The organism is Paraburkholderia sp. C35, assembly GCF_003121405.1.
Classification (GTDB): Bacteria; Pseudomonadota; Gammaproteobacteria; order Burkholderiales; family Burkholderiaceae; genus Paraburkholderia.
Map to the genome: position 1 here is coordinate 53,351 of NZ_QBUY01000026.1, position 25,207 is coordinate 78,557.

Consider the following 25,207-nt stretch of genomic DNA (forward strand, 5'->3'; position numbering starts at 1 on the left):
AACGGAGCCCATTATATAACCACCATAATACCAGTCAACGATGTGGTATCTAGCTGGTCTACGTCAATCAAACCCTTGATAGGAAAGGGTTTCCACGAATTAAGCGGATTCACACTGACACATCACTGGCATTAGGGCATACCCGTATTTGAGACCAATTTGACAACTGGTTCGTACGAATCGTCTGTCAAGTTACGTGCGTTAACCCGCAAATGTCATACCTCTTTATTGACAAACTGGGGCAAACTGCGAAATTCGCGCGCGATCACGCAACGGAAACAACACAGCTTGGTGACCGAATGACAGGCCAAAACGGGGAATGGAAACGGTGAACGATCCCGACTTAGTCCGGGCGGAAGCCGTCCGCCATTTCAACCGCTTCTACACGCAGCACATCGGAGCGCTGCACGAACATTTGCAGAAAAGCGCCTTTTCGCTGACGGAAGTACGCGTGATGCATGAACTGTCGCGTGCCGAGCATCAGACGGCCGCTGCGCTCGCGCGCAATCTCGGCATCGATAGCGGCTATCTGAGCCGGCTGCTCGCCAGCTTCGAGCGGCGCAACCTGATTGCGCGGCGGCCGTCGGAGATCGACGCGCGCCAGTCGCTCGTGTCGCTGACGGAAACGGGTCTCGCCGCCTACGAACCGCTCGACGCCGCCGCACTCGACGAGGTCGCCGCCGTGATTGCGCGGCTCGCGCCGCATTCGCAGGATCAGCTGATTGCCGCGATGAAGCTGATCGAGCGCCTGCTCGACGAACGGCCACGTCACAGCATCGTCACGCTGCGCGCGCCGCGCGCGGGCGAGTACGGCGCGCTGGTGTCGCGTCAGGCGCAACTGTTCGCGAGCGCGCAAGGCTGGGATCAGACTTTCGAAGCGCTGCTCGCGCAGCAGACTGGGCGCTTTGCGCAAGGCCACGACGCGCAGCGGGAAATCTGCTGGGTCGCGGAACAGGATGGACTGATCGTCGGATCGGCGCTGGTGGCAGCGGCGTCGAATACACAGGCAAGCGTGCGCATGCTGTATGTCGAGCCGGACGTGCGAGGACTCGGAATCGGCACGCAGCTGATCAACGAATGCGTGCGCTTTGCGAAGCGTGCCGGCTACAGCACGCTCGCCGTCGAGAGCGAAAGTTCGCTCGACGATGCGCGGCGCCTTATGACGCAGTCAGGCTTCGCGCTCGTTTCGGCGGTGCCTGAGCGGCGTTTCGGCTGCGATCTGGTGATCGAGCAATGGGAACGCAAGCTCTAGCGGCAACGGTTCGCGCCGCGCATAAAAAAGCGCCACGGTTTCCCGTGGCGCTTTTCACATCATCGGATCAAATGATGCCCGTGCTTAGAACGACGGCACCACGGAACCTCTGAACTCCGTCTTGATGAACTGGCGCACGTCCTCCGACTGATACGCGGCGACCAGCTTCTTCACCCACGGTTGATCCTTGTCCTTGATGCGCACGGCGATCAGGTTCGCATACGGGCTGTGCACGTCTTCGAGCGCGATGGCATCTTTGGTCGGCTGCAGGCCCGCGGCCAGCGCGAAGTTTGTGTTGATCGCGGCGGCATCGACGTCGGACAGCGAGCGCGGCAATTGCGCTGCGTCGAGTTCGATCAGCTTCACCTTCTTCGGATTCTCAGCAACGTCGAGCGGCGTCGCGTTGTTGCCGTTCGTGCCCGCGCCCGCCTTCAGCTTGATCACGCCTTGCGACTGCAACAGCAGCAGCGCGCGATTTTCGTTCGACGGATCGTTCGGCACCGCGACCTTCGCGCCTTGCGGCAGATCCTTCACCGACTTCAGTTTCTTCGAATAGATGCCGAGCGGCGAGATGTACGTCAGACCGGCACTGACGATCTTGTAGCCGCGCTGCTTGATCTGGCTGTCGAGATACGGTTGATGCTGGAAGCTGTTCGCGTCGAGATCGCCTGCGTCGAGCGCGGCGTTCGGCTGCACGTAATCGTTGAACTCGATGACCTTCACGTTCAGGCCTTCGCGCTTCGCGACCTTCTGCACAACCGACCAGATCTGCGCATCGGGACCGCTGATCGTGCCGACCTTGATGACCTTGTCGTCGGCGCGCGCGCCGAAGCTGGTGATGAGCGCCGCCGAAGCGAGCGCGGCGGAAAAAACCTTGATGAGTGTTCTGCGCTGCATGTGATTCTCTCTTGACTGCCTTGTTCAGATTCGTGATCGACGGCGGGCATCGATGATGGTCCCGTGAATCGTCGAGCCACAAATGGTCTCACAGGCGCGTCACGATGTGAAATACCGCCTTTTCATATGGGTATGCAGGTTGTTCTGCCGTACCACGCAGCAAGTGCGCAAGATTTCTCTCTCGCAGGACTCGCTTTAGGAGAAGTCTTATAGGGATAGCTTTGCTACTTTTTTAAGGTGAGCACACCAATCGGCCCCAAGCGACAGATCGAGCGAATCTCGCCCAGTCTTCGTTATGGACACCTTGATCAACACTCCACGAGATGCTCATGTCCTATCCCGCTCGCCCCATCGCTTTCATGCTTGCTTCGACCAACCACGGCAACATGATCGTCAACCGCAACGACTTTGCCGTGAAGCCCGATGGAAGTGTCTTCGGCGTCGGTTTTCAACTGCTCACGGCCTCGCAGTTCGACGCACATGAAATCAGGCTCGCGCTCCTGATTCTCGATCTGCGGCGTCAGCATTTCGGCGACGGCGTGATCGCCATCGACGGCGGCGCCAATATCGGTGTCCATACGATCGAATGGGGACGCCACATGTATGGATGGGGACAGGTGCATTCGTTCGAAGCGCAGGAGGCGGTCTTCTATGCACTCGCCGGCAATATCGCGCTCAACAACTGCATGAATGTGCGTGCGCGTCATGCGGCGCTCGGCGAACGTTGCGGCGACATGATCGTGCCGCGCCCCGATTACACGAAGCCCGCAAGCTTCGGCAGTCTGGAACTGCGTCAACGCGACGATACCGAGGCTATCGGACAGGCGATTTCCTACGATGCAAACGATGGCGTCAAGGTGCCCGTGGTCGATCTGCCGTCACTGGAACTCGGGCGTCTGGACTTCCTGAAGCTCGACGTCGAAGGCATGGAACTCGACGTGTTGCGCGGGGCGCGCGCCGTGCTTGAACGGCATCGCCCCGTGATGCTGATCGAAATGATCAAATCGGACCAGGCCGCGATTCAGGACTTTCTCACCGGGCTTGGCTACCGTATGTTCGACTACGGAATCGACCAACTCGCGATTCACGAATCCGACCCGGTGTTGCAGCATGTTCACCAGGATCAGAACGGCCTGGCTATAGCTTAACGATTGGACCGCTTTTAGAAGGTCGTCCAATCGTCATCGGATGACGCCACCTTTGCAGGACGCGGCGCCATGTCCGCCTTGACCGTCTTGACAACCTTGCTCGCTGTGTCGCGCGCGCCGGATTCGGGCGCCGCTTTGACAACAGGCGCAGCCACCTTCGCGACAGGCTTCGCCGGCTGGTTAGCCACCTTCTTCTCGAACGCCGCAACTGGCTTCGCAGCGATCATCGTCGGCTCGCCACCGTTCACCTTGAATGTACCGATCGTCTGACGCAGCCGCGCGGCCTGATCCTGCAGCGACGCAGCCGCGGCGGCGGCCTGCTCGACCAGCGCCGCGTTCTGTTGCGTGACCTCGTCCATCTGCGTGACGGCGCGCCCAACTTGCGAAATGCCGCTGCTCTGCTCTTCCGACGCCGCCGCGATTTCGCCCATGATGTCCGTCACGCGACGCACGGCCTGCATGATCTCGCTCATCGTCGTGCCGGCCTGCTCGACCAGCGTATAGCCGTTGTTGACGCGCTCGACGGAATCGCCGATCAGCTGCTTGATTTCCTTGGCCGCCGTCGCCGATCGTTGCGCGAGACTGCGCACCTCGCCTGCCACTACCGCGAAGCCGCGGCCCTGCTCGCCCGCACGCGCCGCTTCGACCGCCGCGTTCAGCGCAAGAATATTGGTCTGGAACGCAATACCTTCGATCACGCCGATGATGTCCGAGATCTGCCGCGAGCTATCGTTGATCTCCGTCATCGTGCTGATCACGCGGTTGACGACCTCGTTGCCCTTGGTCGCGATATCGGACGCGTTGTGTGCGAGTCCGCTCGCCTGACGCGCGTTGTCGGCGTTCTGCTTCACGGTTGCCGTCAGTTCTTCCATGCTCGCAGCCGTTTCCTGCAGCGACGCTGCCTGCTGCTCGGTGCGCTGCGACAGATCGCCATTGCCTGCCGCGATCTGCTGCGTCGCCGATGCGATCGATTCCGCCGACTGCCGGATCTCGCCAATCGCCCGCTGCAATTTGCCTTGCATCTCGTTCATCGCGGCCATCATGGTCGACGAATCGTTCGCGCGCACGGGGACGATCTGCGTGAGATCGCCCGTGGCGATGCGTGCCGCGAGCTTCGCCGCATCCTGCGGCTCGCCGCCCAGACTGCCGCGCACATTACGGATGATCAGCAGCATCGCGAGCGAAATCCCCGCGCCGATCACCAGCACCACGATGAAATGCTCGATCAGGTTCGCGTAGTAAGCGGTGTCGATGTCGCGCACGAATACGCCGCTCACGATGTTCCAGTCCCACGGCGCAAAACGCACCGCATAGCTGATCTTCGGCACGGCTTCTTCGCTATGCGGCAGGCGCCCGCGATATTCGGCGAAGCCGCGACCCGTCGCCTTCGCTGCATCGACGATCGACACGTACAGCAGTTTGCCGTCCGGATCCTTGAAGTCGCCCACGGCTTTGCCGTTCATCTGCGGCAAAGTCGGATGCATCAGCACGACGGGCTTGGAATCCATCACGAACAGGTAGCCGGATTCGCCATAGCGCATCGTCGCGAGCCGCGCGAGCGCTTCGCGCTGCGCGTCGGCTTCGCTCATCTTGCCTGCCTGCGAGAGTGCGTAGTAGCCGTTCACGACGCCTTGCGCGGCATCGACGAGATTCATCATGCCCGCCTTGCGCTCGCTGAGCATCGTCGAGCGGGTCTCTATCGCGCTCCACAATCCGACGCCCAACAAGCCCAGCCATACGAGCACAAGCGATAACCACAGCTTGCGGTTCAGACTCATCCTACTCATTGTGTTGGTCTCTTTTGGTGTGGTCACTTCTTCGGCAAATCTGTGGCACCCGCTTAAGGCAAACCAGGCGCAAACGATTGCTCTACTGGATAACGGCACGTCCGTGCGCTGACTTGAGGCGACCTGTAAGCAACGCCCGGCATCGTGTCAACCGATAATGGCGAGATCGCGTCATGCCCGACTTTGATTAATTGCGAGGTTTCTTATGTATGTCGTCTCCCTCACCTACACGGCATCGCTCGAACGCGTCGACGATGCACTGGAAGCGCACCGCGCGTTTCTCACGCGTCAGTTCGACGCGGGCGTGTTCATCATGGCGGGACCGAAAGTGCCGCGCGATGGCGGCGTGATCATCGCCGCGGGTATCGAGCGATCGAGACTTGATGAGATTCTTGCGAGCGATCCGTTCGCGCAGCAGGAAGTGGCGCGTTATGACGTGACGGAATTCAAGGCAACACGGATGGCGCCAGGGATGAATCTGAAAGTGCCTGAGTCAAGCTAAGCACCAAAACAAAAAAGGCTGCACGTCGTCGTGCAGCCTTTCTCAACTTGCGGATTTCGCGCCGCCGGCTCAGCCGAGCAGCAGCTTCAGATCGTGCACCCACGGCGACGCGCCCTGGCCGTCGCGCGCAAACAGGCGCAGCTTGCCGTCGGTATCGAACACGTAGCTCGCGGCCGTGTGATCCATCGTGTAGCTGTCGGGCGTCTTGCCCGGCACTTTCGCGTAGTACACGCGGAAGTCCTTCGCCACCTTGTCCAGCTGCTCCTGGTTCGCCGGGCGCAAACCCACGAACGTGGGATTGAACGCGGGCACGTACTGCGACATCAGCTCGGGCGTATCGCGCTCGGGATCGACGGTGACAAACAGCACCTGCACGCGTTTCGCGTCTTCAGGGCCAAGCTGCTGCAGCGCTTGCGACAGTTCGGCCATCGTCGTCGGGCAAACATCGGGGCAATGCGTGTAGCCGAAGAACAGCACGACCACCTTGCCCTTGTAGTCGGCCAGCGTGCGCATCTTGCCGCTCGAATCCGGCAGGGAAAAGTCGGCGCCGAACTGCTTGTTGCCCGTGATGTCGACGTTCGTGAACGCGGGCTGGTCTTTCCCGCAGCCCGACACCAGCGCCGCGCCGCCAAGCGCGCACGCGACAAGAGCAACGCGCGCCGCGCGTGCGATCCGTTGATTGAGCATGGTGTTACGCGCCGATCAGGGCACGCGTGTAGTGGTCGATCAGCAGCGCCGCGAACAGCAGCGACAGATAAACGATCGAGTAACGGAAGGTCTTACGCGCGAGGTCGTCGGAATATTCCCGGTAGATCTTCCACGCATACGCGAGGAACACGGCACCCAACAGAACCGCCGACACCAGATACACGATTCCGCTCATGCCCGAGATAAACGGCATCAGCGTCACAGCAAACAGAATGACCGTGTACAGCAGGATATGCAGACGCGTATAGGCCTCACCGTGCGTGATGGGCAGCATCGGCAGGCCGGCGTTTTCGTAGTCCTTGCGGCGATACAGCGCGAGCGCCCAGAAATGCGGCGGCGTCCACACGAAGATGATCAGCACGAGAATCCACGCGTCGCCGGGCACGGCGCCTGTCACGGCGGCCCAGCCGAGCGCCGGCGGCATCGCGCCCGACGCGCCGCCGATCACGATGTTCTGCGGCGTATAAGGCTTGAGCAACAGCGTGTAGATGATCGCGTAGCCGACGAAGGTGGCGATGGTGAGCCACATGGTCAGCGCATTGGTGAACGTGTAGAGCGTCCACATGCCAAGGCCGCCGAGCACGGCCGAGAACAGCAGGATCTGCGGCGACGTGAGTTCACCGCGCGCCGAAGGACGCCATGACGTGCGGCGCATCTTCGCATCGATTTTCTGCTCGACGAGGCAGTTGATGGCAAACGCAGCGCCCGCCAGCAACCAGATGCCGACCGCACCGCCGATCAGCACCGTCCACGGCACCATACCGGGCGTGGCGAGGAACATACCGATGACTGCGCAGAAAACGGCGAGCTGCGTGACGCGCGGTTTCGTCAGCGCGATGTATTGGGAAATCCGGCTACCGGGCGAATGAGGGAGAGTTGTGCTGTCCATGAAGAGTCACGCTGGCGCGGCGTCGCGCGCGGGAACTGTGGCGCGGCCGGGACGGCTATAAGCGATTCGAAAGTTTACCATAACGAGCAAAAGCAGCAGGATCGCGGCTCCGCCGTTATGAGCGACGGCAATGGGCAAAGGCCATTGCAAGACAATGTTCGACAGGCCCGTGATGAACTGGATCACGATCACGAGCAGCACGCCGTTGGCGGGTCGCCGCAGCGACTCGAAGCGGCGCATTTTCAGCGCAAACCACAGCAGATACGCCACCACGACGAACGCAAACGTGCGATGGGTCCAGTGGATCGCGACCAGCGCGTCCTGAGTGATCACGTCGCCGTCGCCCGTCATGCCGAGCGCGCGCCACAAGTGAAAGCCGTGCTCGAAGTCCATTGGCGGAAGCCACTGGCCGTTGCAGGTCGGGAAGTCGGTGCAGGCGAGTACCGCGTAGTTGGTGCTGACCCAGCCGCCGAGCGCGATCTGCATGATCAGCAACGCGAGGCCAAACAATGCGGGCGTACGCCAGCGCGCGGCTTCCGGCTCATACGCGGGCAGCGGCGTCTGACGCGCGGCCAGCCAGCCGAGCGTGCCGAGCAGCGCCAGCCCTAGCAGCAGGTGAGTCGTCACGATCACGGGTTGCAGCTTCATCGTCACGGTCCATGCGCCAAACGCGCCTTGCACGAGGATCAGCAGCAACAGCGACGTCGGCCACCACGGCGAGACATGCAGCGGCCGGCGCTTGATACGCGCGACCCACGCGATCAGCGTCTGCGCGACGATCAGCACGCCGATCGCCATCGCAAAGTAGCGGTGAATCATCTCGATCCACGCCTTGGTCATGCTGACAGGGCCGGACGGCATCGCGTGGTACGCGGCGTTGATCGCGGCATGCGCGATAAACGGCGACGACGTGCCGTAGCAGCCCGGCCAGTCCGGGCAACCCAGGCCCGAATCGGTCAGGCGCGTGAAGCCGCCGAACATCACCAGATCCAGCGTCAGGAAGGTCGTGACCCAGACCAGCTTGCGGAACTTGTTGTCGTCGGCTTTCACCCAGACGTACGACAACGGCAGCAGCGCAATGCACAGCCCGATCAGTCCCAGTTGCAATACGAACATCAATATTTCCTTCTCTCGACGAAGCGCGTTTGATCGCGCTCGCGGCACTTTAGCCGATACTCGAATTTCTCAGCAGTTTCGACACATCACCTTTGATCTTGGTCGGGTTTGCGTCTTTCGGGAACCGCATCATCAGGTTTCCGCTTGGATCGACCATGAAAATGTGATCGGTGAGTTGCGTGCCTTCGTCGGTGGGCAGCCAGGCTGCCACATCCTTCGGATCGGCGATCAGCATCTCGGTGTCCTTGTACGCGTTATCGACGATCTCGGGCACCTTGCCCGGATCCGTGCGCAGAAACACGTTGACGATGCGCTCGCGCTCGCCTGCCTGCGTTGCGCGCACCTGGCGCATGAAGTACAGCTTGGTCACGCATGGCTTGTCGCACGCGCTGCTATCGACGGAAATCATCAGCCAGCGGCCGCGCAGCGAAGCGAGCTTCATCGGCTTGCCGTCTTCGCCTGTCACGACCATCGATTCGGGAATCGGGCGCTGCGGTTCGATCAACGTGCCGTAGCTGGTCGTGCCGCCCTTCGGCTTGATCACGTAGTACGTGAAATACGAACCGATCACAGGCGCCGCGCAGACCAGCATGATCAGCAGCAAGGTCCACCGGCCACGTTGCCATGAGCCTTTACCGTTGGGCTGGCCCGGCATCGCGCGTTGTCCGTCTTGCGCGGTTGGCTGACGCGGTTGCTGCGAATGGGAATTGTGCGTCGACACTGCTGATCCTCTTTCGATGTTGGCGTTTTCGCTCTGCTGATTACGCCTGTGGTCTGCGCCCGATATTCACGCAAAGCATCACGCGTGGGGCGCCTGCCGGTTGTTCGCTGCGTCGGCGTGTGCCGGGCTTTTGCCGTCGGCCAGCTGCGCGTTTTTCGCGCTACGTCGCGCCGCATACAACCCGAACACGACGGCAGCCACCGCCATGCCCCACCACTGGAACATATAGCCGTAGTTACGTTCGACACCCGTCGCCGGCGACGGCCAGTCGCGCACGAGCTTGTCGCCGTCGTCGCTGATCTGCTGGATCACGAACGGTTGCAGCGGCAAACCCGTCTCGGCCGCGTACGGCGCGACATCGAGATTCTGACGAATCGCCTGATGCGCAGCCGAACCACCTTCGCCGAGCTCATACGCGCGGGGTGCGTCGGCGCGCGCGATGCCTTCGATTTCCACCTCGCCCGACGGCGTGTCGTACGGCGCGATAGCCGTGCGCTCGTTCATGTTGCGCGGCAGCCAGCCGCGATTGACGAGCACCACGCCGCCGTCTCGCAGTTTAAAGGGCATCACGACGTAAAAGCCCGGCTGGTCGTTATACGGGCGATTATCGAGGTACACCACTTGCTGCGGCATAAACTCTCCGACCGCACGCACGCGATGAAACTCGATGTCCTTCAACGCGATCGGCGCCGCGCCGATGCTTTGCGCGGGTGCGTTCTCGAACTGCGCGATCTGCGCCTGCAGCGCTTCTTTCTGATGCGCGCGGTCGCGTTGCCAGAAACCGAGCTTCACCGTGACGGCGACGACGATCAGAATCAGCAGCGTCGGGATAAGACGGATCTTCATCGTGCGGTCATCGTGCGTTTTCGGTCGAGACGCGAACCATTGCGTGCGGTGCGATAATGAAACGATCGCTTTCGCGTTCCTGAACTTCAACTGGTTCCATGCACATTCTCGTTCCCATCGCGTTCGCTCTGATCATCGCCAGCATGGTGTCCGCGCTGTATTTCATGATGCACGACCGCGGCAAGACGAAGCGTATGGTGTGGTCGCTGGCTACACGTGTCGGCCTGTCGATTTCGCTATTCCTGTTCATCCTGTTCGCGAACTGGATGGGCTGGATTCATTCGACGGGCATCCCGTACGGGCGCTAAGGCGTCGCTGCATTTCCGCCGATACGGTGACAGATCAGCGTCGCTATCCTGCACGGCTATCCCGATTAGCCGGGCGAAGTATGCCACGCAAACCCGCGCTTCTCCGCGCAATAGACCGTTACTCGATCGGCGACATTTCATCCTGATCGAAGCAAAACGCCGCCCTGACGGGGTCGAGGGCGGCGCTGCCTGAGTCTTTTCTGAGATAGCTCACGCAGTCACCCGCTCAACACCCGGACTGCACCCGCCATCACCCGCATTACAGCCTGCCTGCGGCACCTCAATGCGTCGATATGACGCACGACGTACGCAGGCACCGTGGTTCTGCAGCCACGCTTACAGCCAGTACACGACGACGTACAGCCCGAGCCAAACGACGTCCACAAAGTGCCAGTACCACGCCGCGCCTTCGAACGCGAAGTGATGATCGGCGGTGAAGTGGCCTCGGATCAGACGAATCATCACGATGGCGAGCATCGTGCCGCCGAGGAACACGTGAAAACCGTGGAAACCCGTCAGCAGGAAGAACGTCGAGCCGTACACGCCCGATGCGAGCGTCAGGTTCAGTTCGTTGTACGCGTGGAAGTACTCGAAGCCTTGCAGGAACAGGAAGCAGATACCCAGCACCAGCGTGGCGGCGAGCCAGCCGATCGCCTTGGTGCGGTGATTGTCGCGCAGTGCGTGGTGCGAGACCGTCAGCGTCGCGCCCGACGACAGCAGCAGCGCAGTGTTGATGGTCGGCACCGGCCACGGTGTCATCGACTTGAAGTGCGAGACGAGATCCGCCGGTCCGATGTTCGGCCACACTGCGGTGAAATCCGGCCAGATCAGCTTGTAGTCGAGACTGCCCAACTGATGCATCGCGATCTGGCGTGCATAGAACAACGCGCCAAAGAACGCGCCGAAGAACATCACTTCGGAGAAGATGAACCAGCTCATGCTCCAGCGGTACGACGCATCGACTTTCTTGCCGTACCTCCCGCCTTCGGATTCGGAGATCGCATCACCGAACCAGTGGTACAGCGTGAAGAGCAGCCACAGCAGACCGACCAGCGCCGTGAAGGGCGCCCACGGTTCGCCGTTCACCCACGCCGCAAACGATCCGAGCATGACCAGCAGGCCGATGGCCGCGCTGATCGGATGCCGCGACGGATGCGGTATGAAATAGTACGGGCTCTCGTTTTGACCGCTCATTGTTGATTCTCCACTTCAGTCCAGTTGTTCTGCCTGGTTCACCTGGTCCGGGTAAATCCACAGCCGACTGCACCGTGTCCCGGCTCTATCTCCTGCGGCGCGCTGCGTTACCGCGCCGCCCCTCTCCATGCCTGAATCCTGCTCTTGTATCTCTCTACGAACCGACCACCACGCGCACGATCAGGATCAACACCCCGATAAAAACCGCTGCGGCGATCAGCGCCGCCGCAATCACATGCAGCGGGTTCAGCTGCGTGGCGTCCGCTTCCAGATCGCGCCGTTTGCGCACACCGAAAAACGACCACATCACCGCTTTCATCGACTGGCCGAAACTGCTTTTCCTGCCGCCGCGACCGCTATCGCTCATATCCGCGCCTTCTATCGGCAAGCGTCGTTGATACGCGTCAGGCAGGGTTCGCTGCTTTCGCTGCGCCGACCGCCGTCTGACCTTCCGTGCCGCGCGTCGTGGGCGCAGGCGCGTTCAGTTCGAAGAACGTGTACGACAAGGTGATCGTCTTCACGTCTTTCGGCAGCTTCGGATCGACGACGAACACCACGGGCATGCGCTTCGATTCGTTCGCTTTCAACGTCTGCTGCGTAAAGCAAAAACACTCGATCTTCCTGAAGAACTCCGTGGCCTGCTTCGGCGCGTAGCTCGGGATGGCCTGAGCCTGGATCGTGCGCGCCTGCTGGTTGCTCACGTCGTACATCACCGTCGTCACTTCGCCCGGATGCACATCGATACTGTTCTGCTCCGGCTTGAAACCGAGCGGCCCGCGCGCATTCGCGTCGAACTCGATCGAAATCGTGCGGCTCATGTCGACCTGCGTGTTCTTCGCCTCGCGCGCGGTGGCATCACGCTGCACGAGGTTGTTGATGCCCGTGACCTCGCAGATCGCGCGATACATCGGCACCAGCGCAAACCCGAAGCCGAACATCAACAGCGCGACGACCACGAGCTTGAACAGCATCGGACGGTTAAAAGAGCGATCGGCCCCGGTGGGCGGTTGCGTCGACATCGAACTTCCTCAACAGATCACGTACACGGGCGATCCGGACTCGTCACGACAGGTCAGTGAGCAAACCAGACCTGCTTGACGACGGCACCCAGAAAAAAGACGGTGACGACGGCGAGCAGAATCAGACCGAGTCGCAGATTCCCTGCACGAATTTCTTCAGGCGTACGTCTTTTTTGTGGATTCCGGCTCATGCTCAACTTTCTTGATGCTGCCTTGCTGCGTTGTGTTTTTTATCCCGCTCTGCTCCGGCGTGTTGCGACGCCGGAGCAGAGCTTCGGAGATACGGCTTATGGCTTATTCGACCGTCGGCGGATTCTCGAACGTGTGGAACGGAGCCGGGCTCGGGACCGTCCATTCGAGACCCGTCGCGCCATCCCACGGCTTGTCGCTGGCCTTTTCGAGTTCGCCGCCGCCGCGATAAGCCGGCAGCGCGACTGCGAACAGGAAGTACACCTGCGCCAGCCCGAAGCCGAACGCGCCGATCGTGATGACCTGGTTCCAGTCGGTGAATTGCGCCGGGTAATCGGCATAACGACGCGGCATGCCGGCGAGACCGACGAAGTGCATCGGCAGGAACGCGAGGTTGAAGGTGATCAGCGAGGCCCAGAAGTGGATCTTGCCGCGCGTCTCGTTGTACTTCCAGCCGGTCCACTTCGGCGACCAGTAGTACCAGCCGGAGAAGAGACCAAACAGCGAACCCGCCACCAGCACATAGTGGAAGTGCGCGACCACGAAGTAAGTGCCGTGATACTGGATGTCGAGCGGCGCCATTGCGAGCATCAGGCCCGTCAGACCGCCGAACGTGAACACGAACAGGAAGCCCACCGCGAACAGCATCGGCGTTTCGAAGGTGAGCGAACCGCGCCACATCGTCGCGACCCAGTTGAACACCTTCACGCCCGTCGGCACGGCGATCAGCATGGTCGCGTACATGAAGAACAGCTGGCCCGTCACCGGCATGCCCGTGGCGAACATGTGGTGCGCCCAGACCATGAACGACAGGATCGCGATCGATGCCGTTGCGTACACCATCGAGCTATAGCCGAACAGCGGCTTGCGCGCGAACGCCGGGATCACCTGCGACACGATCCCGAACGCCGGCAAGATCATGATGTAGACCTCGGGGTGGCCGAAGAACCAGAAGATGTGCTGATACATCACCGGGTCGCCGCCGCCTGCCGCGTTGAAGAACGACGTGCCGAAGTGGCGGTCGAACAGCACCATCGTGATCGCACCCGCCAGAACCGGCATCACGGCGATCAGCAGATACGCGGTGATCAGCCACGTCCACACGAACATCGGCATCTTCATCAGCGTGAGGCCGGGTGCGCGCATGTTCAGGATCGTCACGACGATGTTGATACCGCCCATGATCGACGACGCGCCCATGATGTGGACCGCGAAAATTGCGAAGTCCATGCCCGGGCCCATCTGCGTGGACAGTGGCGCGTACAGCGTCCAGCCAGCGGCCGTTGCGCCGCCCGGCGTGAAGAACGAACCGACCAGCAGCACGGCAGCGACGGGCAGCAGCCAGAAGCTGAAGTTATTCATCCGCGCGAAGGCCATGTCCGATGCGCCGATCTGCAGCGGAATCATCCAGTTCGCGAAGCCGACGAAAGCCGGCATGATCGCGCCGAACACCATGATCAGGCCGTGCATGGTGGTGAGCTGGTTGAAGAACTCGGGGCGCATGATCTGCAGACCCGGTTCGAACAGCTCGGCGCGGATGCCCAGCGCCATCACGCCGCCGGACAGGAACATGATGAACGAGAACAGCAGGTACAGCGTACCGATATCTTTGTGGTTGGTGGCGAACAGCCAGCGACGCCAGCCATGCGGCGTCTCGTGCGCATGGTCGCCGTGCACGTGCTCGTGCCCTGCGGCTACATCGTGTCCGATGCTAGACATGACAATCTCCTAAATCGAATGCTGCTTTTCTCTGACTGTTACACGTCAGGCCGCTGCGCTGATCTCAACACGGCGTGCTTCCTTCGCGTCCGCACCGCCCGTGATCGTCTCCGGCTTCTTCAAAATAATGTGGTCTTCGGCGATGCCCGCTGCCTTCATCGCGTCGCGCACGGCTTCGGCGCGCGCCTTAGCGAGCTTCGCGTTTTTATCGGCTGAACCCGTCGCGTCGGTGTAGCCCGACAGCGTGAACTTCGCGTCCGGGTGCGCTTTCGCGTACGCGGCGGCTGCGTCGATGGCAGCCTTTGCGTCAGCGGGCAGCGTGCTCTTGTTCGTTTCGAAGTAGACGCTGGCGGGCAGCGACGCTTGCGGCGCCGATGCTGCCGCGTTGTCCGATGCGCCACCGCTTGCGCCCGAAGCCGCTGCCGGAGCCGATGCGCCTGCGTCGCCGCTTGCGGCTGCCGCGCCGCTTGCAGCCTCTGCACCGCTCGCCGCCGTTGCATCCGATGCTGCCGCCGCTGCCGCGCCCGCCAGGTGATCGCCACCTGCCGGCAGACGGCCGTTACGTGCATCGGCGATCTGCTTCGGTTGCAGGATGTCGCCCGTGTGGTTGCCCCACGAATTACGTTCGTACGTGATCACGGAAGCGATTTCGACGTCGTTCAACGTCGGCGCCCACGACGGCATCGCGTTCTTGCCCTTCAGCACGATGCTGACGTGCTCGGCGAGCGGGCCGTTCGCGACCTTGCTGCCGTCGAGCGCCGGGAATGCGCCTGCGCCCTTGCCTGTCGGCTGGTGGCAGACCGCGCAGTTCGACGCGTACACCTTGCCGCCGCGATCCATCAGTTCGGCGAGCGTGTAGTTCTTGTTCGGATCGTCCTGACCGGCGGCCATTTTCTTCTTCTGGTCGTCGACCCACTTTGCGTAGTCGTCGTCCGACAGCACCGTCACGACGACCGGCATGAACGCGTGTTCCTTACCGCACAGCTCCGTACAGAAGCCGCGATACGTGCCGACCTTCTCGGCCTTGAACCACGTGTCGCGCACGAAGCCGGGAATCGCATCCTGCTTCACGCCGAACGCGGGCACGTACCACGAGTGCACGACGTCGTTGGCCGTGGTGATGATGCGGATCTTCTTGTTGACGGGCACGACGAGCGGGTTGTCGACTTCCTGCAGGTAGGTATCCGTCTTCGGCGTCAGGCCGTCGACTTCGCTGCGCGGCGTAGTCAGCGTCGAGTAGAAGTTGATGCCTTCGCCCGGACCCTTCACGTAGTCGTACGCCCACTTCCACTGGTAGCCAGTGACCTTGACGGTCAGATCGGCATTGGTGGTGTCCTTCATCGCGACGACCGTCTTGGTGGCGGGCAGCGCCATCAAGACGACGATGATGAACGGGACAATCGTCCAGATGATTTCGACGGTGGTGCTTTCGTGGAAATGCGCGGCCTTGTAGCCCTTCGACTTGCGGTGCGCGAAGATCGAATAGAACATCACGCCGAACACGCCGATAAAGATCACCGTGCAGAGAATCAGCATGAACGTGTGGAGGCTGTAGAGCTCTTCGGCAATCCTCGTCACGGGCGGCTGGAGATTGATCTCGTTGACGCGGGGGCCGCCAGGACTGTCGCCGATTGCATGGGCCGCGCCAGCGAACAACAGTCCGCTACACGCCAGCACGCCCACGAGGGCTCGCTTGATTGTTTTCATAGCTTCCTTACCCAAATTTTCCATTCAAACCCTCGACCCCGCTGGAAGGCTGCCTCTCGTCTTCTGGAACGGCGCGTCATTCAATATGCAACTTTTTGCGCCTGACACTGCCTGATCCACAGCCGCAGTTCATCGGCGAATTGCGCGCGCCGATATTGCGCAAGGTGCTGCCCGACCGTGACCGTCTCGCCGCGTGAGACCAGTCTGATCTGATCGCGCGGCGTTGCACCTGGCTCGACCCGCACCCAGCACGGGTTGAATTCGAACTGCGTGAGATGCTCGGCGCTGACCTGTTCGATCACGAGCCGGTTGGGAAACAGCCGGATGCGCTCGTAATCGACAGCGTGGCGTGCATAGATTGCAAATGCGACGCCGACAGCGAGCAGCTCGATACCTGTGAACGGCAACACCAGCCATGCACCGCACAGGACCAGCAGGAATGCAATGAAGAGCGAGAATCCCGCGAGCGAGACATAGAAGAACACGAATTGCCGCGGAGAAACCGAACAGTTGCGCTTCATCAACCAGTCCTTGAGGACGGGCTCCGACTCAGCCAGCAGATCGGTTGCACTCATCGCTGCCTCCCGCGAACCGCCAGTCACCGCATGCCGCCACTGCTATTCACGCCCGCGCCACTACCGCCACACAGAACCGCGAATGCCTCGGGCCTGTCGCTCTTATTATGCGTGCTTTGAGCGACAAACTGACGCATTATAGGGCTGATCTATGGCATCCACAAGCAACGCCCTATCGGCCCCAAACCCAAGCCACATAAGCCTCTGCGCCGTTTTGACGCAGTTTTTGAGGCGCTAATTTCGGGCATAACGGATGCCCTCTTTTCCGCCTCAACGATTGCCTTGCCGTCCCCTTCCAATGTCCTCGATGCGCACGATTCCGTGCCCTTCGGGCGTCATTCTCGGCACCGCCTTCCATGCATGTCCGTAGATCACCTCGAAGGTCAGAGGGATCGTGCCGTCGGCGCGCCGACGGGCCTCCAGCGCGGCAAGCAGGGCCTTGTGCAGGCGCCGCGAACCGGTCACGCCAGCCGCCGCCTCGCGCCCTCCCGGATACGCGCCCCAGCGGCGCACATCGGCAAGCAGCGATTCGGGCGACTTGTACGTGATGGTCAAGGTCTCCTGGTCCATCACGGGGATTTCGAAGCCACTTTCGACAAGCATATCGCCCAGATCGTGCATGTCTACGAAGTCGATTACATGTTTGTGCGTATTGACGCCGTGCGCGACTTCGACCTCTGTGTACGCGCCGCGCAGTTCTTTCAGCGTGTCAGGCCCGAGCGTGCTGAACATCAGCAGGCCGTTGACCTTCAGCACGCGCTGCCATTCGGGGAATACGAGGTCGGGCCGCGAGTGCCAGTGCAGCGCCATATTCGACCAGATGAACTCGAATGCACCCGATGCAAAAGGCAACGCCGAGAAATCGGCCTGGGCGAAGCGCGGACCGCGCGAACCGAGCGCCTTTCCAAGTGACGCGGGCAAAAAGCGGCGCCAGCTGGTATCGGCGCCGTCGTGCTGGACGGCGCGCGCGAGCATCGCGCGGGACAGATCGGTGCCGAACACGGGCGCTTCGGGGAAGCGTTCGCGCAAAGCGGGAAGGTCCTCGCCCGCGCCGCAGCCGGCGTCCAGTACCTGGGACGGGTTGATCTTGATGTAGTCGAGCCGTTCGCGCATGCGTTGCGCGATCTCGCGCGGCAGAAACGCGACGTCGTCGAACGACGCGGCCCGGCGGTCGAAAATCTTCCGGAGACGGCGCGAATCATAGGCCGGACGGCCAGTTTCGGTGGGAGACACGGTTATTCGAGTCGTGCGGACGGGGAGTGCGAAGTATACTCGCTCGATTCCGTCCCTTCAGCGTCAGCGGCCTTCGGAGGCGTGTCGATATGCCGAATTGGGCTATTTGTTGGCCGCGTGTCATGCATTCCGGGCGAAAGCTTCGGGACCGGTTAGCGGGAGTCTCGCAACGCTGCGTTCCGCCGCTCGAGGCGCTTGCGCGTGTCGCATTGCCGAATCCGTGCGCGTTGTGCGGCAATATGTCGCATCGGACGCTATGCGGCTTCTGCGACGCGGCCTGGTGGAACGAAGCGCGGCTGCGCTGCATGGTCTGCGCGATGCCGTTGAGCGGCTTCCGTCGGGCAGGTGCGATGCATTACCGGTGCGGCAACTGCCTCGCCACACCGCCCGCGTTCGACGCGACCGTGGCGCTCGCCGACTACCGCGCGCCGCTGGATGCGCTGGCCGTCGGGCTGAAATTCCGCGCCCGGCTTGCGCTTGCGCACGAGTTCGCGCGGCGGCTGGCCTGGGCAGCGCAGGATGCGCTCGATGAACACGATCACCCGGATGTCGTGGCGCCCGTGCCGTTATCGGCGCGGCGGCTCGCCGGGCGCGGTTATAACCAGGCGTGGGAAATCGCGCGGCCGTGCGCGAAAGCGCTCGGCGTTCGCAGCGACGCAACGCTCGTCCACCGCGTGATCGACACAGCGCCGCAATCGAAGCTCGATCTCGACGCGCGCAGGCAGAATGTCGGCCGCGCGTTCGAAGTCGCCAGGCCGGTGCACGGCTTGCACGTCGCCGTTGTCGACGACGTGATGACGACGGGCGCCACCCTCGATGCATTGGCCCGCACGCTGAAGGCAGCGGGCGCGCGGCGCGTGACGAATCTCGTTGCGCTCCGCACACCGAAAAACTAGTTTCCGACTCACCTCACTATGTTCAACGTCGTTCTCGTCGAACCTGAAATCCCGCCGAACACCGGCAACGTGATCCGCCTGTGCGCGAACACGGGCGCGCGTCTGCACCTGATCGAGCCACTCGGCTTTCCACTCGACGATGCCCGCATGCGCCGCGCCGGCCTCGACTATCACGAGTACGCGCAGATGCGTGTGCATCCGGACTGGGATGCACTGATTGAAACCGAAAAGCCCGATTTCGCGCGCATGTTCGCGTTCACCACGCGCGGCTCCAGCCCGTTCCATTCGCACGCGTTTCAGCCCGGCGACTGGTTCGTGTTCGGCGCCGAAACGCGTGGATTGCCGGATGCCGTGCTGACCCGCTTCCCGCCCGAACAGCGCGTGCGCCTGCCGATGCGTCCCGGCAATCGCAGCCTGAATCTGTCGAATACGGTTGCAGTGGTGGTGTTCGAGGCGTGGCGTCAGGCGGGCTTCGAAGGCGGCGCCTGAAGGCGTCGGTCGAGTTCGGCCTCGAGTCGGGCTTTGTAGCGCGCGTGCATCGCTTCGTCGAAGCACGCCAAGATCACCTGCCCGATGGAAGGCGCTGACGGCAGCGTATCGATGACGGTTTGAATCGCGATGCGCACGGCGTCATCGGCGGGGAAGCGGTACACGCCGCAACTGATCGCCGGGAACGCGATGCTTTTCACATTTGCATCGCGCGCGAGTGCCAGCGCGCGCCGGTAGCACGACGCCAGCAGTTCCGCCTCGCCGCGTTCGCCGCCGTGCCACACTGGGCCGACAGCGTGAATCACATGACGCGCCGCCAGCCGGTGTCCGGCCGTGATCTTCGCGTCGCCGGTCACACAGCCGCCTAGCGTCTCGCATTCGCGCAGCAGTGCCGGGCCGGCCGCGCGATGAATCGCGCCGTCTACGCCACCGCCGCCGAGTAATGACGTGTTCGCCGCGTTGACGATGGCGTCGACGTCGAGCGTCGTAATGTCGACGACGCGTGCCTCGAGCGTGCAATGGCCAATGGTGAGCATGAAATAAACCTCCAGATCCGATACAACAGCGATATGGAGATGGACAGCCAGCGGCGCACGCCGTTCGGCGCTAGCCGTTACCGGCTGCGCAAAACACCTTCAAGGAATGTGCGGAGATGAGAAACGGGCCGTTGCGGCCCGCTTTCGAAAGACGGCTGTTATTCAGCCTTGGCGTCGCGACGAAGCAGCGCGCTAACGGCATCGCGAGGCGCCACGCCGTTAAACAGCACGTCGCAGACGGCTTCCGTGATCGGCATTTCGATGCCGTGCGATTGCGCGATTGCCAGCACGCCGCGCGCGCAGCGCACGCCTTCTGCCACGTGACCGAGCGCGTTGAGGATGTCTTCGAGCGAACGACCGGTGGCCAGTTGCATGCCAACCGTGCGGTTACGCGACAGATCGCCCGTCGCCGTCAGGATCAGATCGCCGAGGCCCGTCAGGCCTGTAAACGTTTCCGCCCGTCCGCCCAGCGCCGCGCCGAGGCGCGACATTTCGGCCAGACCGCGCGTGATCAGCGCCGCCCGAGCGTTCAGCCCAAGGCCAAGGCCATCGGCAATGCCCGTCGCAATGGCCAGCACGTTCTTCACTGCGCCGCCCACTTCGACACCGACCACATCGTCGCCGCTATAAATACGCATCGCGCCGTGATGGAACGCCGCGACCGTGCGCTCGCGGCATACCGCCGATGCACTCGCCACCGTCAGCGCGACAGGCAACCCCTGCCCCACTTCGCGCGCGAAACTCGGTCCCGACAACGTGCCGTTGCTCGCGTGCCCGCTCAGTTCCTGAGCGACGACCTGATTCGGCAGCAATTGCGTGTCCGCCTCGAAGCCCTTGCAGAGCCACACGATGTGCGCCGGCACCCGGCCCATGTCGCGCATCGTGCGCAGCATGGAGCGCAAACCCGCGACAGGCGTGGCGACCACGCACAGCGCGTCGTCGGCCAGAGCGTGATTCAGCGCGACATCGAGATCCGCTTCGAAGCGAAGCGCAGACGGCAACGCCACGCCCGCCAGATAGCGGGCGTTTTCATGCGATGTGGAGAGTTCGGCGATGAGCGCGGCGTCGCGCGCCCACAGCACCGTATCGTGACGCGCGGCCAGATGGCCGGCGAGTGCGGTGCCCCATGCACCGGCGCCGAGAACGGCGACCTTCATACCCGGCACCGCCCGCGTGCGTCAGTGATGCGCCGCGCTACCAGCGCCCGTTTCCTGGCTGGCGATCTGCGCGAGGCGTTGCTCGTACAGCGCCTGGAAGTTGATTTCGGCCAGATGGATCGGCGGGAAGCCTGCGCGGGTGATCGCGTCAGCGATGTTCGAGCGCAGATACGGGAACAGGATGGTCGGGCAAGCAATGCCGACGAGCGGGTCGATCTGCTCGGCAGGAATGTTGCGAATGTCAAAAATACCAGCCTGCTTCGCTTCGATCAGGAACGCGACCTTGTCGCTGACCTTGGCCGTCACCGTGCCCGTGACGAGAATTTCGAACACCGTGTCCGCGAGGCGCTCGGCCTTCACGTCGACTTCGACTTCGACCGACGGCATTTCCTGCTCGAGGAAAATAGCCGGCGAATTCGGCTGCTCGAGCGACATGTCCTTCAGGTAAATGCGCTGGATATTGAAGAACGGCTGGTTGTTCTCGTCGGACATGAGTCTCTACTCCCTAAATTTCGTTGCGGCGACAGATGCCGCCAGATCTCTTGATGTGCTGCGGGACGCCTTCCGGAAAAGGCGTCCCGCTAACCGGTGCGAATCCGGCCTTGTTGTTTGCTGCCGCGCGCCGCAGCCGCCGGAAAGGCGGCGCAGCGCGCGGAAAAGCCGCAGCCTGAAATCAGGCGGTGGCTTCGAGCAGCGGCGTCAGACCGCCCGCGCGATCGAGCGCGGACAGATCGTCATAGCCGCCGACGTGTGTTTCGCCGATATACACCTGCGGCACCGTACGGCGGCCCGTGCGCGTCATCATTTCCTGACGGCGAGCCGGGTCTTTGTCGATCAGCACCTTTTCGATGTGGTCGACGCCGCGCGACTTTAGTAGACGTTCGGCCATCTGGCAATACGGGCACACCTGCGTGCTGTACATGATTACCTTGTTCATTACTTCGCAACTCCTTGTTTGACGACGGGCATGCCCGCCTGCTGCCAGGCGTTGACGCCGCCTTCCAGCACGTGCACTTCCGCATAGCCTGCGTCGCGCACAATACGTGCCGCCTTGTTCGACTGCTGCCCGTTCTGGCAGACGAGCAGCACCGGGTTGCTCTTATTTTTCACGAGTTGGGCGACTTTCGCTTGCAACTCGCCAAATTCGACCTGACGGGCTGAAGGCAGGTGTCCGCCGGCATATTCCGCAGCCGGACGCAGGTCGATGACGACCGCGTTGCGCCGATTGATCAGCTGGGTGGCGGCAGCCGCCGAGAGACCGCCGCGTCCGCGCCGGGAAATCGACGGCCACAGGAGCAACGCCCCGGAGATGAGGGCGACTGCGATCAGTACAAGGTTGGTGTAATCGGTGAAAAACTTCACGGAAGATCCGCCGGAAAAAAGGGAAGAAATCGGATAAATCGGAAAGGGCAATCCGACCATTATAAAATAACCGTCTGACGCGATGGCGACCGCCAGCCTGACGGCTGCGGTGCCGCCCCGATTACGGCTTCCTCACTACCGACCGGCAACGACATGTACAAACTCGTTCTCATCCGCCACGGCGAATCGACGTGGAACAAGGAAAACCGCTTCACCGGCTGGGTCGCCGTCGACCTGACCGAACAGGGCAACCTCGAAGCACAGCAGGCAGGCACGCTGCTGAAGGATTCGGGCTATACGTTCGACATCGCGTACACCTCGGTGCTCAAGCGCGCGATCCGCACGCTGTGGCACGTGCAGGACAAGATGGACCTGATGTACCTGCCTGTGGTCCACTCGTGGCGCCTCAACGAACGCCATTACGGCGCGCTGTCGGGCCTGAACAAGGCTGAAACGGCCGCGAAGTTCGGCGACGAGCAGGTGCTGGTCTGGCGCCGCAGCTACGACACGCCGCCGCCCGCGCTGGAACCGACCGACGACCGCACGTCGTACAACGACCCGCGTTACGCCAAGGTGCCGCGCGAAGAACTGCCGCTCACCGAATGCCTGAAAGACACGGTCGCGCGCGTGATGCCGATCTGGAACGAGTCGATCGCACCCGCGATCAAGTCGGGCCGCAAGGTGCTGATCGCCGCTCATGGCAATTCGATCCGCGCGCTGGTCAAGTATCTGGATAACGTCTCGGATAGCGACATCGTCGGGCTGAACATCCCGAACGGCGTGCCGCTCGTCTATGAACTCGACGCCGATCTGAAGCCGATCAAGCACTACTACCTCGGCGACCAGGAAGCCATCGCGAAGGCGCAGGCCGCTGTCGCGAAACAGGGCAAGGCGGGCTGATCACGTCCCCGCTCACGTTCGTGACCCGCTGCCGTACCGCCGCGGGTCACGGCACGCGCGCGCTGCCGGCGCAGCGCGCTCGCCTGACGGCCATGCCATGTCCGGGCCATGCTCGCGTCAGCCTGCATGGCCACGCAACGCACATTCGCCGGCATTCCATACCGATGCGCGCGCAACGGTATCCGCAGTCGATCCCATATACGACGGCGCTTTTGGCCTCGCGGACGTCCGCCAGCGCACAGTCGCTGCACAGGACGACAGCGATCCTAAGAACCTCGCAGCCCCGCCGCTGTCGAAACCCGATCACCCACACGTACAGGCCGTGCAAGCGTCACGTTATACTTGTCCGTCCTTTTTCCTTTGACGCTGCCACGCGCTTCCTGCCGCAACACACTCTATGCGAAAGAACCTGAAAAATATCGGCCTTATCGCCGCGGGCCTGGCTACCGGCGTTTTTGCAACTCTGCAACTGAGCGCCTCGGCCCAGCAACCTGCTTCCGCGCCCCTGCCGCTCGACCAGTTGCGGCTCTTCGCCGAAGTCTTCGGGCAAATCAAGCATGAGTACGTCGAGCCTGTCGACGACAAGAAGCTGCTGACGGCCGCGATCAAGGGCATGGTGTCGAGCCTCGATCCGCACTCGTCGTATCTCGACAAGACCGATTACGAAGAACTGCAGGAACAGACCAAGGGCCGCTTCGCGGGCCTCGGCATCGAAATTTCGCAGGAAGACGGTCTCATCAAGGTCATCTCGCCGATCGAAGACACGCCTGCATTCCGCGCCGGCATCCGCCCGGGCGACCTGATCACCCGCATCAACGACAAGCCCGTGCGCGGCATGACGCTGGATAAAGCCGTCAAGCAGATGCGCGGCGACCCCGGCACCAAGGTCACGCTGACCATCTTCCGCAAGACGGATGACCGCACGTTCCCGCTCACGGTCACGCGCGCGATCATCAAGGTGCAGAGCGTGAAGTCGAAGATCCTCGCGCCGGGTTATGCGTACGTGCGTATCACGAGCTTCCAGGAACGCACGGTGCCGGACCTCGCAGCCAAGCTCGAAGACATCGCGCGCCAGCAGCCGAACCTGAAGGGCCTGATCCTCGATCTGCGTAACAACGGCGGTGGTCTGCTGCAAAGCGCGGTCGGCGTCGCGGGCGCGTTCCTGCCGCCGGATTCCGTGGTCGTGTCGACCAACGGCCAGATCCCCGATTCGAAGCAGGTCTATCGCGACACCTACGACAACTATCGCCTGCCGTCCTTCGACACCGATCCGCTGAAGAACCTGCCGGCCATCTTCAAGACCGTGCCGATGATCGTGCTGACCAACGCTTACTCGGCGTCGGCATCGGAAATCGTCGCGGGCGCGCTGCAGGATCAGCATCGTGCGCTGATCGTCGGCAAGACGACGTTCGGCAAGGGCTCGGTGCAGACCGTTCGCCCGATGACAGCCGATTCGGCATTGCGTCTGACCACGGCGTACTACTACACGCCGAGCGGCCGTTCGATCCAGAACAAGGGCATCCGTCCTGACGTCGCCGTCGATCAGTACGCAGATGGCGATCCCGATGACGCACTCGTCACGCGCGAAGTCGACTACTCGAATCACCTTGCGAACACGCAAGACCCGAACGAGAAGAAGGAACAGGAACAGCGCGAACAGGAGCGCATGGACCAGTTGCGTCAGCTCGAAGAGCAGAACGACAAGAAGACGCCGGAACAGCGTGCGAAGGATCGCGACCGCAAGCCGGTCGAGTTCGGTTCCAATGACGACTTCATGCTGCAACAAGGTCTGAACAAGCTCGAAGGCAAGCCGGTTCAGGAGTCGAAGTCGCTGATGGAGCGTCGTCTTGCGCAGAACAAGCCGGGGCAATCGGCTTCGGCACCTGTCGCGGTGAAGCCTGCGCTGCCCGCTACGCCGACGGCATCGAGCCCGGCTGCAGCCGCCTCGGCGACGCAGCCTGCTTCGCAACCGGCAGCGCCGACCAAGTAAGCGTCTGACCTGCCTCAATGTCTTCGCGGCCAACGCGCCGCGAAGACACTTTCCTCCGCGCGATTAA

At 62.2% G+C, this 25,207-nt stretch carries 28 protein-coding genes; 8 read left to right on the top strand and 20 right to left on the bottom strand.

Features of this window, described 5'->3' with window-relative positions; translation table 11 throughout:
- The first annotated feature begins 319 nt into the window (after positions 1-319).
- Positions 320-1,252, top strand: a complete 933-nt coding sequence (locus DK391_RS18000; RefSeq protein WP_109479329.1) for a bifunctional helix-turn-helix transcriptional regulator/GNAT family N-acetyltransferase — start codon at positions 320-322, stop codon at positions 1,250-1,252.
- Between the two features lie 84 nt (positions 1,253-1,336).
- On the opposite strand, the gene DK391_RS18005 is transcribed toward DK391_RS18000, so the two are convergent.
- A complete protein-coding gene (locus DK391_RS18005) occupies positions 1,337-2,149 on the bottom strand; it encodes a MetQ/NlpA family lipoprotein (protein ID WP_109479330.1) in 813 nt (270 codons plus the stop codon).
- A 329-nt stretch (positions 2,150-2,478) separates the two neighbouring features.
- Here DK391_RS18005 and DK391_RS18010 point away from each other — a divergent pair, with 329 nt between their 5' ends.
- Positions 2,479-3,297 carry an FkbM family methyltransferase gene (locus DK391_RS18010; RefSeq protein ID WP_109479331.1) on the top strand — a complete coding sequence of 273 codons (819 nt, stop codon included), beginning with the start codon at positions 2,479-2,481 and terminating at the stop codon, positions 3,295-3,297.
- Between the two features lie 14 nt (positions 3,298-3,311).
- Here the strand turns inward: DK391_RS18010 and DK391_RS18015 are convergent, their stop codons facing one another.
- Entirely contained in the window at positions 3,312-5,084 is a 1,773-nt protein-coding gene (locus DK391_RS18015; protein WP_109479332.1) for a methyl-accepting chemotaxis protein, read from the bottom strand.
- A 205-nt stretch (positions 5,085-5,289) separates the two neighbouring features.
- On the opposite strand from DK391_RS18015, the gene DK391_RS18020 reads away from it, so the two are divergent.
- On the top strand, positions 5,290-5,586 hold the full coding sequence (locus DK391_RS18020) for a YciI family protein (RefSeq protein ID WP_109479333.1): 297 nt from the start codon (positions 5,290-5,292) through the stop codon (positions 5,584-5,586).
- 69 nt (positions 5,587-5,655) lie between these two features.
- Here the strand turns inward: DK391_RS18020 and DK391_RS18025 are convergent, their stop codons facing one another.
- From DK391_RS18025 to DK391_RS18045, 5 genes are all read right to left on the bottom strand, one after another.
- Positions 5,656-6,273: an SCO family protein gene (locus DK391_RS18025; RefSeq protein WP_109479334.1), complete on the bottom strand. Its 618-nt coding sequence runs from the start codon at positions 6,271-6,273 to the stop codon at positions 5,656-5,658.
- Positions 6,274-6,277: 4 nt separating this feature from the next.
- Complete coding sequence (cyoE, locus tag DK391_RS18030; protein ID WP_109479335.1) at positions 6,278-7,183, bottom strand: heme o synthase; 906 nt, start codon at positions 7,181-7,183, stop codon at positions 6,278-6,280.
- Positions 7,184-7,189: 6 nt separating this feature from the next.
- Entirely contained in the window at positions 7,190-8,299 is a 1,110-nt protein-coding gene (locus DK391_RS18035) for a COX15/CtaA family protein (RefSeq protein ID WP_109479336.1), read from the bottom strand.
- Positions 8,300-8,348: 49 nt separating this feature from the next.
- Positions 8,349-8,954, bottom strand: a complete 606-nt coding sequence (locus DK391_RS18040; RefSeq protein ID WP_204117389.1) for a cytochrome C oxidase subunit I — start codon at positions 8,952-8,954, stop codon at positions 8,349-8,351.
- A 144-nt stretch (positions 8,955-9,098) separates the two neighbouring features.
- Complete coding sequence (locus tag DK391_RS18045; RefSeq protein ID WP_109479338.1) at positions 9,099-9,866, bottom strand: SURF1 family protein; 768 nt, start codon at positions 9,864-9,866, stop codon at positions 9,099-9,101.
- A gap of 98 nt (positions 9,867-9,964) precedes the next feature.
- On the opposite strand from DK391_RS18045, the gene DK391_RS18050 reads away from it, so the two are divergent.
- Complete coding sequence (locus DK391_RS18050) at positions 9,965-10,174, top strand: twin transmembrane helix small protein (protein WP_028365060.1); 210 nt, start codon at positions 9,965-9,967, stop codon at positions 10,172-10,174.
- 336 nt (positions 10,175-10,510) lie between these two features.
- Here DK391_RS18050 and DK391_RS18055 read toward each other — a convergent pair whose 3' ends face one another.
- From DK391_RS18055 to DK391_RS18085, 8 genes are all read right to left on the bottom strand, one after another.
- Entirely contained in the window at positions 10,511-11,368 is an 858-nt protein-coding gene (locus tag DK391_RS18055) for a cytochrome c oxidase subunit 3 (RefSeq protein ID WP_109479339.1), read from the bottom strand.
- Between the two features lie 154 nt (positions 11,369-11,522).
- Positions 11,523-11,735, bottom strand: coding sequence for a DUF2970 domain-containing protein (locus tag DK391_RS18060; RefSeq protein WP_109479340.1), 213 nt, complete (start codon positions 11,733-11,735; stop codon positions 11,523-11,525).
- A gap of 37 nt (positions 11,736-11,772) precedes the next feature.
- Positions 11,773-12,387 (bottom strand): cytochrome c oxidase assembly protein, encoded by a 615-nt coding sequence (locus DK391_RS18065; protein WP_109479341.1) that lies wholly within the window; start codon positions 12,385-12,387, stop codon positions 11,773-11,775.
- Between the two features lie 53 nt (positions 12,388-12,440).
- A complete protein-coding gene (locus DK391_RS45315; RefSeq protein WP_239482865.1) occupies positions 12,441-12,578 on the bottom strand; it encodes a cytochrome oxidase small assembly protein in 138 nt (45 codons plus the stop codon).
- Between the two features lie 103 nt (positions 12,579-12,681).
- On the bottom strand, positions 12,682-14,295 hold the full coding sequence (gene ctaD / locus DK391_RS18070; protein ID WP_109479342.1) for a cytochrome c oxidase subunit I: 1,614 nt from the start codon (positions 14,293-14,295) through the stop codon (positions 12,682-12,684).
- Between the two features lie 45 nt (positions 14,296-14,340).
- Complete coding sequence (coxB, locus tag DK391_RS18075) at positions 14,341-16,026, bottom strand: cytochrome c oxidase subunit II (RefSeq protein ID WP_109479343.1); 1,686 nt, start codon at positions 16,024-16,026, stop codon at positions 14,341-14,343.
- 56 nt (positions 16,027-16,082) lie between these two features.
- On the bottom strand, positions 16,083-16,577 hold the full coding sequence (locus DK391_RS18080) for a DUF2244 domain-containing protein (RefSeq protein WP_109479344.1): 495 nt from the start codon (positions 16,575-16,577) through the stop codon (positions 16,083-16,085).
- Between the two features lie 270 nt (positions 16,578-16,847).
- Positions 16,848-17,816: a methyltransferase domain-containing protein gene (locus DK391_RS18085; RefSeq protein WP_204117390.1), complete on the bottom strand. Its 969-nt coding sequence runs from the start codon at positions 17,814-17,816 to the stop codon at positions 16,848-16,850.
- 233 nt (positions 17,817-18,049) lie between these two features.
- On the opposite strand from DK391_RS18085, the gene DK391_RS18090 reads away from it, so the two are divergent.
- Both DK391_RS18090 and trmL read left to right on the top strand, forming a co-directional pair.
- The gene (locus DK391_RS18090; protein ID WP_239482866.1) at positions 18,050-18,706 is read left to right on the top strand and encodes a ComF family protein; all 657 of its coding nucleotides are present in this window, start codon (positions 18,050-18,052) and stop codon (positions 18,704-18,706) included.
- A gap of 18 nt (positions 18,707-18,724) precedes the next feature.
- Positions 18,725-19,195: a tRNA (uridine(34)/cytosine(34)/5-carboxymethylaminomethyluridine(34)-2'-O)-methyltransferase TrmL gene (gene trmL, locus DK391_RS18095; RefSeq protein WP_109479347.1), complete on the top strand. Its 471-nt coding sequence runs from the start codon at positions 18,725-18,727 to the stop codon at positions 19,193-19,195.
- Here trmL and DK391_RS18100 read toward each other — a convergent pair.
- The 5 genes from DK391_RS18100 to DK391_RS18120 form a co-directional block, all read right to left on the bottom strand.
- Entirely contained in the window at positions 19,168-19,731 is a 564-nt protein-coding gene (locus DK391_RS18100; protein ID WP_109479348.1) for an O-acetyl-ADP-ribose deacetylase, read from the bottom strand. The two genes, trmL and DK391_RS18100, sit on opposite strands and share 28 nt — an antisense overlap.
- A gap of 158 nt (positions 19,732-19,889) precedes the next feature.
- Positions 19,890-20,888 carry an NAD(P)H-dependent glycerol-3-phosphate dehydrogenase gene (locus DK391_RS18105; RefSeq protein ID WP_109479349.1) on the bottom strand — a complete coding sequence of 333 codons (999 nt, stop codon included), beginning with the start codon at positions 20,886-20,888 and terminating at the stop codon, positions 19,890-19,892.
- A 21-nt stretch (positions 20,889-20,909) separates the two neighbouring features.
- Positions 20,910-21,380 (bottom strand): protein-export chaperone SecB, encoded by a 471-nt coding sequence (gene secB / locus DK391_RS18110; RefSeq protein ID WP_054917485.1) that lies wholly within the window; start codon positions 21,378-21,380, stop codon positions 20,910-20,912.
- Between the two features lie 181 nt (positions 21,381-21,561).
- Positions 21,562-21,825: a glutaredoxin 3 gene (grxC, locus tag DK391_RS18115; protein ID WP_109479350.1), complete on the bottom strand. Its 264-nt coding sequence runs from the start codon at positions 21,823-21,825 to the stop codon at positions 21,562-21,564.
- Positions 21,825-22,250 carry a rhodanese-like domain-containing protein gene (locus DK391_RS18120; protein WP_109479360.1) on the bottom strand — a complete coding sequence of 142 codons (426 nt, stop codon included), beginning with the start codon at positions 22,248-22,250 and terminating at the stop codon, positions 21,825-21,827. Before DK391_RS18120 ends, grxC begins: the two co-directional genes overlap by 1 nt.
- A gap of 153 nt (positions 22,251-22,403) precedes the next feature.
- Here DK391_RS18120 and gpmA point away from each other — a divergent pair, with 153 nt between their 5' ends.
- Positions 22,404-23,150 carry a 2,3-diphosphoglycerate-dependent phosphoglycerate mutase gene (gpmA, locus tag DK391_RS18125; RefSeq protein WP_109479351.1) on the top strand — a complete coding sequence of 249 codons (747 nt, stop codon included), beginning with the start codon at positions 22,404-22,406 and terminating at the stop codon, positions 23,148-23,150.
- A gap of 397 nt (positions 23,151-23,547) precedes the next feature.
- Complete coding sequence (locus DK391_RS18130) at positions 23,548-25,140, top strand: S41 family peptidase (protein ID WP_109479352.1); 1,593 nt, start codon at positions 23,548-23,550, stop codon at positions 25,138-25,140.
- The last annotated feature ends 67 nt before the right edge of the window (positions 25,141-25,207 follow it).